Annotated in this window: 12 protein-coding genes; 6 read left to right on the top strand and 6 right to left on the bottom strand. The window is 59.9% G+C overall.

The window, feature by feature from the left end; all coding sequences use genetic code 11:
• Nucleotides 1–323 precede the first annotated feature (323 nt).
• The 5 genes from lon (at nucleotide 324) to cmoB (ending at nucleotide 5,926) form a co-directional block, all read left to right on the top strand.
• Entirely contained in the window at nucleotides 324–2,741 is a 2,418-nt protein-coding gene (gene lon / locus OC71_RS17640) for an endopeptidase La (RefSeq protein ID WP_041071865.1), read from the top strand.
• A gap of 215 nt (nucleotides 2,742–2,956) precedes the next feature.
• Nucleotides 2,957–3,349 carry a protease inhibitor I42 family protein gene (locus OC71_RS17635; RefSeq protein WP_041071863.1) on the top strand — a complete coding sequence of 131 codons (393 nt, stop codon included), beginning with the start codon at nucleotides 2,957–2,959 and terminating at the stop codon, nucleotides 3,347–3,349.
• A gap of 2 nt (nucleotides 3,350–3,351) precedes the next feature.
• Nucleotides 3,352–3,987: a lysoplasmalogenase gene (locus OC71_RS17630; RefSeq protein ID WP_177327921.1), complete on the top strand. Its 636-nt coding sequence runs from the start codon at nucleotides 3,352–3,354 to the stop codon at nucleotides 3,985–3,987.
• A 206-nt stretch (nucleotides 3,988–4,193) separates the two neighbouring features.
• Complete coding sequence (gene cmoA, locus OC71_RS17625) at nucleotides 4,194–4,973, top strand: carboxy-S-adenosyl-L-methionine synthase CmoA (protein ID WP_177327920.1); 780 nt, start codon at nucleotides 4,194–4,196, stop codon at nucleotides 4,971–4,973.
• Nucleotides 4,970–5,926 (top strand): tRNA 5-methoxyuridine(34)/uridine 5-oxyacetic acid(34) synthase CmoB, encoded by a 957-nt coding sequence (gene cmoB, locus OC71_RS17620; protein ID WP_041071859.1) that lies wholly within the window; start codon nucleotides 4,970–4,972, stop codon nucleotides 5,924–5,926. Before cmoA ends, cmoB begins: the two co-directional genes overlap by 4 nt.
• A 134-nt stretch (nucleotides 5,927–6,060) precedes the next feature.
• Here cmoB and tadA read toward each other — a convergent pair whose 3' ends face one another.
• Complete coding sequence (gene tadA / locus OC71_RS17615) at nucleotides 6,061–6,558, bottom strand: tRNA adenosine(34) deaminase TadA (RefSeq protein WP_041071857.1); 498 nt, start codon at nucleotides 6,556–6,558, stop codon at nucleotides 6,061–6,063.
• The gene (locus OC71_RS17610; protein WP_041071855.1) at nucleotides 6,558–7,934 is read right to left on the bottom strand and encodes a multicopper oxidase family protein; all 1,377 of its coding nucleotides are present in this window, start codon (nucleotides 7,932–7,934) and stop codon (nucleotides 6,558–6,560) included. The genes tadA and OC71_RS17610 overlap by 1 nt, the downstream gene beginning before the upstream one ends.
• A gap of 192 nt (nucleotides 7,935–8,126) precedes the next feature.
• On the opposite strand from OC71_RS17610, the gene OC71_RS17605 reads away from it, so the two are divergent.
• Nucleotides 8,127–12,848: a membrane-targeted effector domain-containing toxin gene (locus OC71_RS17605; protein WP_041071853.1), complete on the top strand. Its 4,722-nt coding sequence runs from the start codon at nucleotides 8,127–8,129 to the stop codon at nucleotides 12,846–12,848.
• Between the two features lie 82 nt (nucleotides 12,849–12,930).
• Here the strand turns inward: OC71_RS17605 and guaA are convergent, their stop codons facing one another.
• From guaA to OC71_RS17585, 4 genes are all read right to left on the bottom strand, one after another.
• Nucleotides 12,931–14,508 (bottom strand): glutamine-hydrolyzing GMP synthase, encoded by a 1,578-nt coding sequence (gene guaA, locus OC71_RS17600; protein ID WP_041071851.1) that lies wholly within the window; start codon nucleotides 14,506–14,508, stop codon nucleotides 12,931–12,933.
• A gap of 100 nt (nucleotides 14,509–14,608) precedes the next feature.
• On the bottom strand, nucleotides 14,609–16,078 hold the full coding sequence (gene guaB / locus OC71_RS17595; protein WP_041071849.1) for an IMP dehydrogenase: 1,470 nt from the start codon (nucleotides 16,076–16,078) through the stop codon (nucleotides 14,609–14,611).
• A gap of 116 nt (nucleotides 16,079–16,194) precedes the next feature.
• Nucleotides 16,195–16,743, bottom strand: coding sequence for a hypothetical protein (locus OC71_RS17590; protein WP_041071848.1), 549 nt, complete (start codon nucleotides 16,741–16,743; stop codon nucleotides 16,195–16,197).
• A gap of 134 nt (nucleotides 16,744–16,877) precedes the next feature.
• On the bottom strand, nucleotides 16,878–17,645 hold the full coding sequence (locus tag OC71_RS17585) for a sulfite exporter TauE/SafE family protein (RefSeq protein ID WP_041071846.1): 768 nt from the start codon (nucleotides 17,643–17,645) through the stop codon (nucleotides 16,878–16,880).
• Nucleotides 17,646–17,717 lie beyond the last annotated feature (72 nt).

Below are 17,717 nucleotides of genomic sequence, written 5' to 3'. Positions count from 1 at the left end.
GCTGCCCCCGGATCAATCCCGGAGCGAAGGGACCCCGAGCCCCAGCGAGCGGGCCGAACGCAGGAGCAAGCCTTTTTTTGCTTACTTTTTTGAGGCGTTTGTCAAAAAAGTGAGTCGCCGTAAGGGCGAAACCCTAAGTAGCCGTTACCAAAAAAACGGATATACACCCAAAACCCCAAGAACCTGGTCGGCCCAAAGGCCGCCAAGCCCAAAGCGTGACGCCTGTCAAAACCCTGAACACACAAGCAGAAACACCGCCCCCCATTGAAACCACCCCAAGCCTGCCCCATCTAAGACCCATACCCCATTGCGCAGGTGCCCCAATGAGCGACCAGCAAGAATTCCCGGACAACCCCGACGACTACACCGAAGCCGAACACATCGAACACCATTCCACCGGCAAAGGCCTCGCCCTGCCCGGCCAGAACCTGCCGGACAAGGTCTACGTCATCCCGATCCACAACCGCCCGTTCTTCCCGGCCCAAGTGTTGCCGGTCATCGTCAACGAAGAACCCTGGGCCGAAACCCTCGATCTGGTCAGTAAATCCGAACACCACTCCCTGGCCCTGTTCTTCATGGATACGCCCCAGGAAGACCCGCGCCACTTCAACACCAAAGCCCTGCCGGAATACGGCACGCTGGTGAAGGTGCACCACGCCAGCCGCGAAAACGGCAAACTGCAATTTGTCGCCCAAGGCCTGAGCCGCGTACGCATCAAAACCTGGCTCAAGCACCACCGCCCGCCGTATCTGGTCGAAGTCGAATACCCGCACCAGCCCACCGAGCCGACCGACGAGGTCAAGGCCTACGGCATGGCGCTGATCAACGCGATCAAGGAACTGCTGCCGCTCAACCCGCTGTACAGCGAAGAGCTGAAGAACTACCTCAATCGCTTCAGCCCCAACGATCCGTCGCCGCTGACCGACTTCGCCGCCGCCCTCACGTCGGCGACAGGCAATGAGCTGCAGGAAGTGCTCGACTGCGTACCGATGCTCAAGCGCATGGAAAAAGTCCTGCCGATGCTGCGCAAGGAAGTCGAAGTCGCGCGCCTGCAGAAAGAGATCTCGGCGGAAGTTAACCGCAAGATCGGCGAGCACCAGCGCGAGTTCTTCCTCAAAGAACAACTCAAGGTGATCCAGCAGGAACTCGGCCTGACCAAGGACGACCGCAGCGCCGACCTTGAACAGTTCGAACAACGCCTGGAAGGCAAAGTCCTGCCGGCGCAGGTGCAAAAGCGCCTTGAAGAAGAAATGAACAAACTGTCGATCCTCGAAACCGGATCGCCGGAATACGCGGTCACCCGCAACTACCTCGACTGGGCGACCTCGGTGCCGTGGGGCGTGTACGGCGAGGATAAACTCGACCTCAAACACGCGCGCAAGGTGCTCGACAAACACCACGCCGGCCTCGACGACATCAAGGACCGCATCCTCGAATTTCTCGCGGTCGGTGCCTACAAGGGCGAAATCAGTGGCTCGATCGTGCTGCTGGTCGGCCCGCCGGGCGTGGGTAAAACCAGCGTCGGCAAATCCATCGCCGAATCCCTTGGCCGGCCGTTCTACCGCTTCAGCCTCGGTGGCATGCGTGACGAAGCCGAGATCAAGGGCCACCGCCGCACCTACATCGGCGCGCAACCGGGCAAACTCGTCCAGGCGTTGAAAGACGTCGAAGTGATGAACCCGGTGATCATGCTCGACGAGATCGACAAGATGGGGCAGAGCTACCAGGGCGACCCGGCCTCCGCGCTGCTGGAAACCCTCGACCCGGAACAGAACGTCGAATTCCTCGACCACTACCTTGACCTGCGTATGGACCTGTCGAAAGTCCTGTTCGTGTGCACCGCCAACACCCTGGATTCGATCCCCGGGCCGTTGCTGGACCGCATGGAAGTGATTCGCCTGTCGGGCTACATCACCGAAGAAAAAGTCGCCATCGCCAAGCGTCACCTGTGGCCGAAACTGCTGGAAAAAGCCGGTGTATCCAAAGGCAGCCTGAGCATCAGCGACAGCGCGCTCAAAGCCTTGATCGACGGCTACGCCCGTGAAGCCGGGGTGCGCCAACTGGAAAAACAGATGGGCAAACTGGTACGCAAAGCGGTGATGAAGTTGATTGAGGACCCGAAAGCGGTGATCAAGCTCGGGCCGAAAGACCTCGAAGCCTCGCTGGGTCATCCCGTGTTCCGCAACGAACAAGTGCTGTCCGGCACCGGTGTGATTACCGGTCTGGCCTGGACCAGCATGGGCGGCGCCACCCTGCCGATCGAAGCCACACGCATTCACACGCTCAATCGCGGTTTCAAACTCACCGGGCAATTGGGCGATGTAATGAAAGAGTCGGCGGAAATCGCCTACAGCTACGTCAGCTCGCACCTGAAGTCGTTCGGCGGCGATCCGAAATTCTTCGACGAAGCCTTCGTCCACCTGCACGTGCCGGAAGGTGCCACACCAAAGGACGGCCCGAGCGCCGGCGTGACCATGGCCAGCGCCCTGCTCTCGCTCGCCCGCAATCAGCCGCCGAAAAAAGGCGTGGCGATGACCGGTGAATTGACCCTGACCGGGCATGTGCTGCCGATTGGCGGGGTGCGTGAAAAGGTCATCGCGGCGCGGCGGCAGAAGATCTTCGAACTGATCCTGCCGGAGCCGAACCGGGGCAACTTCGAGGAATTGCCGGATTATCTGAAGGAAGGGCTTACCGTGCACTTCGCCAAGCGTTTTGCAGATGTGGCGAAAGTGCTGTTCTGACAGAGCTTTAGCGCCTGACCTGACGCTTTCGCTGGCAAGCCAGCTCCCACAGTGTTCGAGGTGTTCACAAATCCTGTGTTCACCACAATCCCTGTGGGAGCTGGCTTGCCAGCGATGGCGTCAGTTCTGATAACACTGGACTGCCCGACTGTCACACTTTGTCTCATCTTCAGTTATGCTCGCCGTTCGTCGTCAACGCCGGAGCCACTGAGCCTATGTCCCCCACTCGCCTGTTTATCCCCCTCGCCCTTTCTCTGCTGGCGGCCTGCGCCACGCAACCGAAACAGAACGTGACCGTGGAAAAACAGAGCGAATGCCCCGTGCGTCTCACCAACGGACAACACCTGATTGTGATGCTGCCGAGCAATCCCACCACCGGTTACCGCTGGGCGATTCAGGACTCGGCCGGTGGCGTGCTGCGCGCGCTCAGCCCCGAGGTCTACAGCAGTCCGAAAGACTCGGGGATGGTCGGTGCGGGCGGATTCTCCACCTGGCGCTTTCAGGCCTTCGCCACCGGCACCGGGCGCCTGCGCCTGACCTCGCAGCAACCTTGGGAACCGGAAGTTGAACCGGCAGAAACCTTCGACTGCGCGATTTCGGTGAACTGATCGTGGGCTGGCTGATTCTGGCACTGATGGGCGCGGCGACATTTCTCTACGGCGTCAGCACCCATGCGGCGCTGCTGTGCCTGTTGGTCAAACCGTTGCCGGTGCTGGCGCTGCTCGGCTGGCTGCACGATGCACCACCCAGCGACTATCGGCGCTGGATCAGTCTGGGGCTGATTTTCTCTGTGCTCGGTGACGTGTTGCTGGCGTGGCCGGGGGATCTGTTTGTGTTTGGCCTCGGTGCGTTTCTGGTGGCGCATCTGGCGTACCTCAAGGCTTACCTCAGCGATTGCAAACGACTGGCGCTGTTGCCGCTGGTGCTGGCGCTCGGCGTTGGCGCAGTGCTGCTGGGGATGCTGATTTCCAGCGGTCTTGGGCCATTGCTGGTGCCGGTGGTCGTCTATGGCACCGCGATCAGCGCCATGCTCTGGCGCGCCCTTGCCCGACTCGGCACCGACGTGCCCAAGCGCTCGGCGCTGCTGGCGGCGGCGGGTGCGCTGGCGTTCGTGTTTTCAGACAGTGTGATTGGTATTGATCGTTTCGTATCGCCATTTCACGCGGCGCCGTACGTGATCATCCTCAGTTACTGGCTGGGGCAGTGGGGGATCACGGCCTCCGCTTTCTCCCAAAAAACCCACTAACGCCTGTGGCGAGGGAGCTTGCTCCCGCTGGGTTGCGAAGCGACCCCAAACTCGGTGCACGCGACTGCAGCTATATCTCTTAATCAGGTTTTGCGACAGCTGCGCAGCCGAGCGGGAGCAAGCTCCCTCGCCACAGGTGTGTGCTTCAGGCTTGCGTGCGGCGGTTTATCAGACAACCCAAGCATCCCAGCGCCACTTTGGCTAAAATGCCGGCCTTTTCCATCGACACCGCCGGAACCGCCGTGAGCAAAGAACCCGATCGCATTTTCGCCCAGCCGATGGCCCAGGTGCCTGACTTCGCCTTCAACGAGGACGTGGTGCGGGTGTTCCCGGACATGATCAAGCGCTCGGTGCCGGGTTACCCGACCATCGTCGAAAACCTCGGCGTGCTCGCGGCGCAATTCGCCCAACCGAACAGCGTTCTGTACGACCTCGGTGCTTCGCTCGGCGCTGTCACTCAAGCGCTGCGCCGTCACGTGCGCACCGACGGTTGCCGGGTGATCGCGGTGGATAACTCGGCGGCGATGGTCGAACGCTGCCGTGAGTACCTCAATGGCCAGGATTCGATGTTCCAGGAGCTGCTCCCGGTCGAGGTGATCGAAGGCGACATTCTCGCCCTCGAATTCAAACCGGCTTCGGTGGTGGCGCTGAACTTCACCCTGCAATTCATCGCCCCGGAGCAGCGCACCGCGTTGCTCTCGCGTATTCGCCAGTCGCTGCTGCCCGGCGGCGCGCTGATTCTGTCGGAAAAGCTGCGCTTCAACGATGCCGAAGAACACGCGCTGCTGACCGATCTGCACGTCGCGTTCAAACGCGCCAACGGCTACAGCGAACTGGAAATTGCCCAGAAGCGCAGCGCCATCGAAAACGTCATGAAGCCCGACAGCCTTGAAGAACACCGCGAACGCCTGCTGGCCGCCGGGTTCTCGAAAGTCGTGCCGTGGTTCCAGTGTCTTAACTTTGCCTCGTTGATTGCCTTGCCATGATTGATCTGTCCCCTCTCGCCCGCCGTCTGGCCGGCACACCGCTGGCCGACTGGGCCAACACCCTGCAAGGGCAACTCGACAAGAAAATGGAGAAAGGTCACGGCGATCTGGAGCGCTGGCAGAGTGCGCTGGACGCGTTGCCGAAACTGGAGCCGACTGAAGTCGATCTGCTCAACGGCCTGAAACTCGACACCGATTGCGACGCCGAAACCCGCGCGCAAATGCGCACCGCGCTGATGGGCCTGTCGCCGTGGCGCAAGGGGCCGTTCGACCTGTTCGGCGTGCACGTCGACACCGAATGGCGCTCGGACTGGAAGTGGTCGCGGGTCGCCCCGCACCTGGACCTGAAGGGCAAACGCATCCTCGACGTCGGTTGCGGCAACGGCTACTACATGTGGCGCATGCTCGGCGCCGGTGCCGACAGCGTGATCGGCGTCGATCCGAACTGGCTGTTTTTCTGCCAGTTCCAGGCCGTGCAGCGTTATCTGTCAGAGCCGAATGCCTGGCACTTGCCGTTCCCGTTCGAAGACCTGCCGCCGAACCTGGAAGGCTTCGACACGGTGTTCTCCATGGGCGTGTTCTACCACCGACGCTCGCCGATCGAGCATTTGCTGGCGCTGAAGGATTGCCTGGTCAAGGGCGGCGAACTGGTGCTGGAAACGCTGGTGGTTGAAGGCGACAAACATCAGGTGCTGGTGCCGGAAGACCGCTACGCGCAGATGCGCAACGTATGGTTCCTGCCGTCGGTGCCGGCGCTGGAATTGTGGTTGCGCCGGGCAGGCTTCACCGACATCCGCTGCGTGGACGTCAGCACCACGACGGTTGAAGAACAGCGCGGTACCGAGTGGATGAAGTATCAGTCGCTGAGCGACTTCCTCGATCCCGAGGATCACAGCAAGACTATCGAAGGGCTGCCGGCGCCGATGCGGGCGGTGATTGTCGCGAAGAAGTAACGATCCCTTCCAGACACTGCAAAAAAGTGTGGGAGCTGGCTTGCCAGCGATAACGGTGGATCAGTCGACATCAATGCTTGATGTGCCGACGCCATCGCTGGCAAGCCAGCTCCCACAGGGTTTGAGGTTGTTCTTCAGTCTGCGGGTTTTGCCCGCCGCGCCCTGAAGAATTCGGTCAACACCGCCCCACACTCCTCCGCCAACACCCCGCCTTCATACAGCACCCGGTGATTCAAAAAGCCCTGGGTAAAGAACTGCCCCTGACTCTGCACAATCCCGGCCTTGGGCTCCAGTGCGCCATACACCACGCGAGCAACCCGCGAATGCACGATCAGCCCGGCGCACATGCTGCACGGCTCCAGCGTCACGTACAGCGTGCTGCCCGGCAGACGATAGTTATCCACTGCTTGGGCAGCGGCGCGGATCGCGACCATTTCCGCGTGGGCACTCGGGTCGCTGGTGGTGATCGGGCAGTTGTAGCCACGCCCGATGATTTCGCCGTCCTGCACCAGCACTGCACCCACCGGCACTTCGCCGAGGGCGGCACCTTGTGCCGCCAACGCCAGGGCTTCGCGCATGAAATCGCGGTCACGGCTGCGGTCGATGATCGCGGCGGGGCGAATCTGGCGCATCACTTCACCTCGATGGCGGCCATCAGGCCGGTTTCCATGTGGTCGATCACGTGGCAATGGAACATCCACACCCCCGGGTTATCCGCCACCAGCGCCACTTGCGCACGCTCGTTCTTGCCCAGCAGATAAGTGTCGGTGAAGTACGGAGTAATCTTGTGCCGGTTCGACGCAATCACCTTGAAGCTCATGCCGTGCAAGTGGATCGGGTGCTGATACTGGGTCATGTTCTTCAGTTCGAAGATGTAGCTCTGGCCCAGCTTCAGGCTGGCAATCGGCCGATCGGCGCAGGTCTTGTCCGTGATGTCCCAGGCCTTGCCGTTGATCTGCCACAGGCTCGGCGGCTTGCCGTTGTCGACATTCACCGACACCGAACCGACCCATTCGAAATTGAAGTTGAGTTTCTCGGCATTCGCCAGATCCGGCTCGGCCACCGGGTTGGCGGGCAAGGCTTTCGGCCACGCGGTCGGCGCATCGTTATTGGCCACCGAGCGCAAGGTCCCCAGACGCACCGGGCCGTTGCGCAGCGATAATTCTTCACCGGCCGGCGGCGCCTTGATTGCCAGGCAGATACGCATGCCCGGCCCCAGCCAGTATTCCTTGCCCAGCGGCCGCGGCTCGATCGGGTTGCCATCCAGCGCATAGATCTGCGCTTCGACGCCGGGAATGTTGATGCGATACGTCAGGGTGTTGTCGAGGTTGAGCAAGCGCACCCGGGTGATCTGCCCGGCCGGCAACTCGATCACCGGCGACGGCACGCCATTGATGGTCGACAAGCGTCCCGCCGTACCACCACGCGCCGCTTCCCGGGGGATGCTGAACTCGACGAAATTGCCTTGTTCGTCGATGTGCCAGTTCTTCAGGCTCAAGGTCTTTTCGTACTTGAAACCGGTCGGCTCGCGCTCTTCGACGATCAACGGCCCGACCAACCCGCGCCCCAGCTCTTCGCTGCTGCTGACATGCGGGTGATACCAGTAGCTGCCGGCATCCGGCACGCGGAATTTGTAATCGAAGTATTCACCGGGCAGCACCGGCAATTGTGAGACGTACGGCACACCGTCCATCTCCAGCGGCAAACGGATGCCGTGCCAGTGAATGGTGGTCGCCACCGGCAGGTGGTTGATGAAACGCACCCGCAGCCACTCGCCCTGACGCACGCGCAACTCGGTGCCCGGCGCCGACGGGCCGAACGCCCACGCCTCGGTCTTGTGCCCCGGCACCAGCTCAACGTCCAGCGGCGCCGCGATCAGCTCATAGTCATGCCCCGCGTCGGCGTCGGCCATCTTGCCCAACCAGTAACGCGACGCGCCTCCCGCTCCGACACCAACGACAACAAGACCGGCCAGGCCACCGAGGATTTGGCGACGGGTAAAGGACATGAACTCAACTACCTCACAAGTCAACGACAGGCCAGCGGCCTGGAAAAGGCGAATACGATACACCTGCAACTGCGAAACAGTAAGGGCGACGCAGAGACGCACGCCGGATCGCTCATGCATATAACTATGTAGTGCACCTCCCCCGAGCGAACGGCTCATGCTCACTGCCCGTTTCTCAAGGAGTGAGAGTGTATGAATCCGAACCAACACCGCCCGCAGCCCAATGCCGCCGACAAGGCTGCCCTCAAAGCCATCGCCACCCGCCTTATCCAGACGTGCCCCAGCCTGCAAGACACCGCTCATGACGTTGCGTCTGACTTGCTGAAAAAATACGGCATCACCGGCCTTGATCCGGACCAGGTGTATTTCCATCGCTTCGACGAGGCCCAAAGCAGTTCGAAAGCCTTTACGGGGTGGGAGCATGTCCATGCAACGCCAACGTCCTCCATGACGCTGACCCAGTTGGTCATTCACCGCTTTCGCGTCGCCGATCAGGACAATGCCGATCTGCTCGACGTGTATGCCGGTTTCTATACCGCAGGTCCCAATCCAGGCACGTTCGACGAACGCAACGAAGTGCGCCTGCACGGTAACGAGGTGTTGCGGGACTTCTGGAGCATTGACTTCAGCTCGCTGTACAACGAACGGCTGACGACGTTCTGGGACGATTCCGGCACTGACTTCCGTACCCTGGCCAAGTGCAACTTCCTCATCAGCGCCCTTCGGGCAAGGGACAAGCGCCAGTTGAGCGATGAGGATTTCCAGTTCGTCACCGAAGCGGCCATTGGCCCGATCACCTGGCCGGTCAGTCTGCAATTGTTGCAAACACAGTCCCCGGGCACTGACTGTGTTCGTACCCTGGATGTCGCCGGCTACGTGGCCACCAACGTCCTTCGTTTTATCGCGCCCAAAGGCCGGCAAATCGTCTATCTGCCCGGCGAAACCGATGCCTTCCAGACGTTGGAAACGGCCACCGACATGCACTTCTGGATGTTGCAGCGGATGAACAAGGACGCAACGCGTCAGGTGTTCATGTCGCATTTCTGCCTGGCTGATCGACAACGTATTGCAGAGGACATTACCGATCTGATGAATCGCCTGGTCAGCACCTGGGGCAAATACGACCATCATTTGATCAACCAGGAAAACCGGATCATTCGCGGCGACGTTTTCAGCTGGCTGCGAGACTCGACCCAAAGCGCGATGTTCGCCGAGGCCGCACTGTCACTGACCTCCAATGGCGATCTACGGAAAAAGCTGTGGATCGGTTACCTCAGCGCCGGTGTGAAAGTACTTGGCCCGATGGCAGTCGTCGGCTGGCCCATTGCACTGCCGGTGATCGGCGCCAGCATCGCCAACCTGGGGTTGAACATTGATCAGGCCGTCAACGCCAGGACTGCCGAAGAGCGCAAGGCGGGCATCCTCGGCGCGGTACTGAGCGGTATCGACATGCTGTTCAACTTGCTCGTCCTCAAAGGCCCCGGTTCGCTCGAAGAAGTCGGCCCCGAAATCGATGCCGCCGAAGCGAAAGAAATGTCTGATCTGAAGGAAACGACACAACCGGCCCAAGCTTCCGGGCCGACACAGAGCGAAGCCAGCGTTGAAGCGCCGGCCAGTCCCGAATCGACGGTGAAGGTGCCGCAAACCTTCAAAATCGATGTGCCACTGAGCGAAGACACACTGATTCGCGAACCGGGAAAATTTCAGGGTACCTACCGGCTTTCTTCCAACCCTTCATCTGCGATCAAGCTCAACGACAGTGCGTACTACGTGCGTTACGAAGCCAATTTAAATGGCCGAGGTCATTGGGCGATCATCGATCCGGCCAATCCCGATGCGTTTTCCGGCTCCATTCCAGTGCGATTGAGCCCTGCGGGCCAATGGGAAATCGTTCCGCGACTTGGGCTGAAGGGCGGCATGATCCTGCCGTCCGCTCCCGGTGCGGCTGCGACCAGTGAGCCCGCCGTCGAAGAATGGGCACGAATACCGGGTATTCATGTGCCCGGCCTCGAAGACCCGCAAATGAGGTCTTGGGCACTCGGCGGCCCCGATGTGCGCAATCTGTACAGGCGCATGTGGACCCTCGGCGACATCGACGTACGCAGTGTCGTCGGTAGCGATGAAAATGCCGTTGGCAACCGCAGTGTGATGATGTCCCCGACCGACGAGCTCACGGAGTCCTTGAGCGAATTCGAACTGGATCAGGAAGAACCCCGCAACACGCTAATCAGCGATGCGCGAGCCTACTACGAGCTCAATCCACCGACGCCTCGCCTCGCGGCACCGGCACGGGTGATCAATACGACAACCGACCTGCTCGACATTGCCTTTGCGGAAAAACCGGGACTGATCGTTGGCGAGAATCGCGGCAGTATCGGCAGCAAACAGTTCCTGATCGAAAACATGCCCGCCCTGGCTCACCGTGGCGTGAAGACACTGTACTTGCAGGAACTGCTGGCCAACGTCAATCAGCTCGACCTCGACACCTTTGCCAGAACCGGCGAAATGCCCGAAGAGCTGGAAAACTATCTGAGAAAACTCGACATCAAGGCCGGTAACGATCCCGAGGGCAAATTCAATCTGCTGGCCTTGGTCAAGTCTGCCAATGCCCAGCGCATCCGCGTTCAAGCCATCGACATGACAACGACCTACAACATCAATGAAGACATCCTTACCCGAAATCCAGACAGCTTGATGATGAGGAAGTTTTTTGCCAGCGAAGTCATCCGATTCAATGAAGAATCAAAAGGGCCGGCCAAATGGATCGCCTTGGTTGATCAGGAACACATGACAAGTTTCAGAGGCTATCAGGGTATCAGCGAACAGACCGACGCCATGAGCGTACGCATCAATGACGTGACACCCGGTCAGGCACAGCCCATCGGCGCCGATCGCGGATTAGCGGTGGAATACGCAGACTATCCGGACTCACCTGTCGAGGAAGAAGGGTCGGATATCACTGGCTTCGACCATATCCGAGACAGCATCAAAGGCGACTGGCGTGTACAAATGCAAACCCCGTGGGCCTACCGAACGCCACAAGATCTGCGCGCGTTGTTGCCGGAACCGGGAATGTTCACCTTTCAACGGTACAGAAGCAGCATCCTCGTGGTTTATCGCAACGCCAACCATCAAATGGCGGACAGCGTGATCAGAATCACTCCGGGCGGCAGGATGAATCTGGACACTCCGCTCGGGCCAATCCACGATTCCATGACGGTGGATAACCTCGCTGAACTGAAACAGGCATTGATCGAAAAAGGCCTGCAGCCGATGGGCTGGCCCGAAGTCGCTGGCGAAGCACAAGGCGTGACATCGCTGCTGGAGGACCTTGCACAAGTGCGTCCCGAGATTCAACGACCGACTCCACCCGAACACTGGCAAGCCAATGAACTGCTGGAAGGGAATACGCCCGGCAGCGAACCCGGAAAGTTTCAGGGTATCTATCGCCTCAATGCCAACCCGTCCGCCGCCATCATGCTCAACGACACCGCGTATTACGTGCGTTACGAAGCCGATATCAACGGCGGTGGGCATTGGTCGATCATCGACCCGGCGAATCCCGAGCGCTTTTCAAATTCGATCCCGGTGCGCCTGAACGCCGAGGGAGAATGGGAAACGATGCCTCGCGGCGGACTCAAGGGCGGTGGCAAGACATCCCCGACTCAGGGGGCGAGCTCGACCGGCATGGCCGAGCGTGGCATGACGCCGCTACCGGTATCGCAATACGATATGCCGCCGCAACTGAAGTCGGCGTTGAAAAAAGGCGCCGCCGGAACTGACACCGACGCACTGCGTGATGCATACGACAGCCTGAGAGAGTCCGATCCTTACCGGGACTTCAAAGCCGTCAGAAAACGCCTCTATCGAGATGCCTTGCGCTTCTATCGCGAACTCGAGCTTCCCCGACGCACGCCCACACCCGCACTGAATCACGATGCCAGCGCCGGAGAGATCGTCGAAAAGCTTCTCGAACATGCCCGAGGACTGGTTATCGGTGAGTCTCACAGTGAGATCGGCGCTAAACAATGGCTGATCGAAAACATGGAGGTGCTGGCCAGCCACAACGTGAAGACGCTCTACATGGAACACTTGTTGACCGACTTCCATCAGGCCGCGCTGGACTCCTACCTGCAGACCGGACTCATGCCAAAGTCGCTGGAAAGCTATCTGAAGGTGCTTGATATCGGACAAATGACCGATCCCCTTGAACGTTATACGTTTCTTGAAGTGGTCAAGGCGGCAGCAAAACAGCGAATCCATGTGCAGGCGATCGATTGCATGGCGAGCTATAGGCTCAACGGCATGACGCCCATCGCGGGCGAAGAACACTTCGTTGACGAAAACGCGCGACAAAAAATGATGAACTACTTTGCCAGGACGATCATTCGTACCGACCAGACCGCGCGAGGTGCACACAAATGGGTGGCACTGATGGGTAATTCTCACTCCAATACCTTCGAAGGCGTGGCCGGGGTGAGCGAGCTGGAGGAAGCCATCGGTATTCGCGTTGAAGATGTCGCCGAAGGCACCTCTGGCGGACTCGAAATCGACCCTGGAAAAATCCTGCTGGCCGGCGATAGCCTGAAGGGCCGTAGCGCACTGGTTCGGGGAGACTTTCGCCTGCAGATGGAAACGCCGTGGTCTGCCCAGACCATGGCAGAGTTCGAAACGCTGTTGCCTCGTTACGGCATGTACTCACTAAAACAACAACCGCGCATGATTTTTCTGGTGCATCGCAGCCGCAGCAAAGAACTGGTCCGCACGCTGATCGAGACCGATGGAGACCGTTTTTATATCGAGCGCCCGAACTGGCCCTCGGTGAGCGGGAAACGCTACGGCAGTATCAGAGAACTGTTACAGGGACTGAACAATATGGGGCTGAGGTTAGCGGGTTGGTCTAAACCGCTTTAATCGGCAAACAAAAAAGCCGTGTGAAATGATTTCACACGGCTTTTGAAGTGCAGGCGTTCAAGCCATCAGACTTGGTGCGGGATCATTCCCACTCAATCGTCGCCGGCGGCTTGCTCGACACGTCGTAGGTAACGCGCGAAATGCCTTCGATTTCATTGATGATGCGGCCGGAGACGGTTTCCAGCAGTTCGTAAGGCAGGTGTGCCCAACGTGCAGTCATGAAGTCGATGGTTTCCACGGCACGCAGGGCCACGACCCAGGCGTAACGACGGCCATCGCCGACCACGCCAACCGATTTCACTGGCTGGAACACCACGAAAGCCTGGCTGACCTTGTGGTACCAGTCGGCCTTGCGCAGTTCTTCGATGAAGATGTGGTCGGCACGACGCAGCAGGTCGGCGTATTCCTTCTTCACTTCACCGAGGATGCGTACGCCCAGGCCCGGGCCCGGGAACGGGTGACGGTAGACCATGTCGTACGGCAGGCCCAGTTCCAGACCCAGACGACGGACTTCGTCCTTGAACAGTTCGCGCAGTGGCTCGACCAGTTTCAGGTTCATCTCTTCCGGCAGGCCGCCCACGTTGTGGTGCGACTTGATCACGTGCGCCTTGCCGCTTTTCGCGCCAGCCGACTCGATCACGTCCGGGTAGATGGTGCCCTGCGCCAGGTACTTGATGTTGTCCAGCTTGCAGGATTCGGCATCGAACACGTCGATGAAGGTACGGCCGATGATCTTGCGCTTCTTCTCGGGATCGGCTTCGCCGGCCAGATTGTTGAGGAACTGCTCTTCGGCGTTGGCGCGGATCACCTTGACGCCCATGTTCTCGGCGAACATGGCCATCACTTGCTCGCCTTCGTGCAGACGCAGCAGGCCGTTGTCGACGAAGACGCAGGTCAGCTGATCGCCGATAGCTTTGTGCAGCAGCGCCGCAACCACCGAGGAGTCAACACCGCCGGACAGGCCCAGCAGCACGTTGTCGGTGCCGACTTGCGCGCGGATGTTGGCGATGGCGTCTTCAGCGATCTTCGACGGCGTCCACAGGGCTTCACAGCCGCAGATGTCCAGTACGAAGCGCGACAGGATGCGGCCGCCCTGCTTGGTGTGGGTCACTTCCGGGTGGAACTGCACGCCGTAGTAAGCGCGCTCGTCGTTGAACATGCCGGCGATCGGGCAGCTCGGGGTGCTGGCCAGGATGTGGAAGTCTTCCGGCATCTTGGTGACCTTGTCACCGTGGCTCATCCATACATCGAGGCCGAACAGGCCGTCGGCGTCGATGTGGTCTTCGATGCCGTCGAGCAGGCGGCTCTTGCCGACCACGTCAACGCGGGCGTAACCGAACTCACGCAGTTCGGAGCCTTCAACCTTGCCGCCCAGTTGCTCGGCCATGGTCTGCATGCCGTAGCAGATACCGAAGACCGGCACGCCCAGGTCAAACACCGCCTGCGGGCAGCGCGGGCTGTTGGCTTCGTGTACGGACTCGGGGCCGCCGGCGAGGATGACGCCTTTAGGCGCGAATTCGCGGATCGCATCTTCGTCCATGTCGAACGGGTGCAGCTCGCAGTACACGCCGATCTCGCGCACGCGGCGGGCGATCAGTTGGGTGTATTGCGAACCGAAGTCGAGGATCAGGATGCGGTGAGCGTGAATGTCGAGGGCCATGATTCAGTCTCGTCTTAAGTAATTCAGAAACAGTCGTGATTCAGAAACAACTCGGGGCTGAATAAAACAGCCCCGGTTGCTTGATGATTTGCTTGAAGCCTCAACCTACGCGGTAGTTTGGCGCTTCTTTGGTGATCTGCACGTCGTGAACGTGGGATTCGGCCATGCCGGCACCGGTGATCCGCACAAACTCAGGCTTGGTGCGCATTTCTTCGATGTTGGCGCTGCCGGTGTAACCCATCGAGGAACGCAGACCGCCCATCAACTGGTGGATGATCGCCGTCAGGGTGCCTTTGTACGGCACGCGGCCTTCGATCCCTTCCGGAACCAGTTTCTCGGCGCCTGCCGAGGAGTCCTGGAAGTAACGGTCGGAAGAACCTTGCGCCTGGGACATGGCGCCCAGCGAACCCATGCCGCGATAAGCCTTGTACGAACGGCCCTGGAACAGTTCGATCTCGCCCGGGGCTTCTTCAGTACCGGCGAACATCGAACCCATCATCACGCAGGAAGCACCAGCGACGATGGCCTTGGACAGGTCACCGGAGAACCGGATGCCGCCGTCGGCGATCAACGGCACGCCAGTGCCTTCAAGGGCAGCGGCGACGTTGGCGATGGCACTGATTTGCGGCACGCCGACACCGGCGACGATACGGGTGGTGCAGATCGAGCCAGGGCCGATACCGACCTTGACCGCATCGGCGCCCGCTTCGGCCAGGGCCTTGGCAGCGGCGCCGGTGGCGATGTTGCCGCCGATCACCTGCACTTCAGGGAAATTCTCTTTGACCCAGCGAACGCGGTCGATCACGCCCTTGGAGTGACCGTGCGCGGTGTCGACCACCACCACGTCCACACCGGCGTTGACCAGCGCAGCAACGCGGTCACCGGTGTCTTTACCGGTACCGACGGCAGCGCCAACGCGCAGACGACCTTGATCGTCCTTGCTGGCCAGCGGGTAAGCCTTGGCTTTTTCGATGTCTTTGACGGTCATCATGCCTTTGAGGGCAAACTTGTCGTCGACGATCAGGACTTTTTCCAGGCGGTGCTTGTGCAGCAACTCGCGGACTTCGTTCTTGTCGGCGCCTTCACGCACGGTGACCAGACGCTCTTTAGGCGTCATCACTTCGCGGACGGTGGCTTCCAGACGGGTTTCGAAGCGTACATCACGGGAAGTGACGATGCCGACCAGGTCGCCATCGTGCAGCACCGGAACGCCGGAAATGTTGTGCAGACGGGTCAGTTCGAACAGGTCACGCACCGTGGCATCAGCCTCGATGGTGATCGGATCTTTCACGACGCCGGCTTCGAACTTCTTGACCTTGCGCACTTCGGCAGCTTGCTGCTCGATGGTCATGTTCTTGTGGATGATACCGATACCACCTTCCTGAGCCATGGCGATTGCCAGACGGGCTTCAGTGACGGTGTCCATGGCGGCAGAAACCAGAGGAATATTCAGCTCGATGCCACGGGTAAGGCGGGTCTTGAGACTGACTTCGTTAGGAAGCACCTCGGAATAACCGGGCACTAGGAGAATGTCGTCGAATGTCAGAGCTTCTTGGCTGATACGCAGCATCGCGGGGGCTCCCGAGCGGGAAAATGGAAGCGCGCCATTATAGTCAGACACCCCCTGCTGTTCAATGTAAAACTCAGCTTAATATCAATGTTGCTGATATACGGAGACCCCCGCCGCTACAGCTCCACCTTGACCCAAGAGACAGGTTGATCGAGCCAATCGGCGAACTCATCGATAAAGCTCTGCTTGAACCCCGCTTCCAGCCAGTTGTTGAAGATGAACCCCAGGTTGGAAAACGCGCATTCCTGCAAGTACAGAAAGCCGTTGATGTCGTCTTCATGCCCGCATTCCGGGCAGGTGAAGTTGTCGGTACGGCCTGGAAACCAGTCTTCGAGGCTTTCGAACAGCGCTTCGCCGACTTCGCGGCGGCATTCGGCGCAACCGGCTTCTTCGAGAAAGCCCTTGGCCGGCGTGTAGATGCAACGTTTGACGATGATCTCCAGACCATTGATCGGCTCGCCAAAAGGCAATGCCTCGGGGTGCAGCACCACCGCACGTGCGCCGTCGGCAATCGCGTACGCCATGCGATTGCCGGTGCGACCGCAGGTGCTCAGCTCTTCCTTGACAATATTCTTGCGTACCAGCCAGCGCAGAATCGCCCGGGCCCGGGGTTCGTGAACCGGCAGGGTGGAGATTTTCGGGACGATGATGCTTTGCGAATTCATGGAAAGTCCTGCGGTATGGCTTCTGACGCCTTCGCGGGCAGGCCCACACACAGGGATATGCATTCCAATGTGGGAGCGGGCTTGCCCGCGAAGGGGCCCTAAAGGCCGGCAGCTTAATCCCTGACGAAATCCGGTCAAGTACTGAAATAGCGTCCGATCAACGCAATCCCGCTGGCCAGCACCAGCCACGTCACCAATCGCACAAACGCTTCACGCGACAACCGCATGGTCAAGCGCCGCCCGATCCACAGGCCCAGCGCCATGGCCGGCAACAGACAAACCGCCAGCATCAACAAGGGTAGCTCGGCATACACCCCGGCGAGGGCAAACAAGCTCAAACGCACCACGGTGCTGCAGCTGATCAGCGCACTTTGCGTGGCCCGCGCCGCGTCTTTCGGCAGGCGACTGTTGAGATAGATCGCATATAAAAAGCCACCACTGCCAAACAACGCCCCAAACAATCCGCCGACCGTGCCCATCGGCAGTGCCCACGCGGCGGACAACTGCGTCGGCCGGGTTTTCACCCACAGGCTGTAAACCGCATAAGTGCTGATGAACAGCCCCATCAACAGCAGCAACAGGTCGGATTTGAGGTTGAGCAGGAAAATCACCCCCAACGTGCACCCCACCGCCATGCACGGCAGCAGCCGCACAAACTCGGGTTTCGCCACCTCCCGGCGCGAGGGCAGCAGATTGCCGAACGCCGCGACAAAATCCAGCAGCACCAGCAGCGGCACGATTTTCGACAACGGCATGAACAGAATCAGAATCGGCCCCGCGACCAGCGCCGTACCGAACCCGGCAATCCCGAACACGATATAGGCCAGCGCGATTCCCAGTCCGATCACCACCCAGCCGCCCGCGCCCCATGTCCATTCGCTCAACAACCCAACCACACTCATCGATCCACTTCCTTTATAAGCCTGAGATGACTTTAGCCAGCGCCAAGCCTTGCGACTAATATGATCAAAGTC

Origin of the sequence: Pseudomonas sp. W15Feb9B (assembly GCF_000828175.1) — a bacterium.
GTDB classification, from domain to species: Bacteria; Pseudomonadota; Gammaproteobacteria; order Pseudomonadales; family Pseudomonadaceae; genus Aquipseudomonas; species Aquipseudomonas parakoreensis.
Note: the sequence above shows the minus strand (reverse complement) of the source record. Positions and strands in the feature narration are given on the sequence as shown.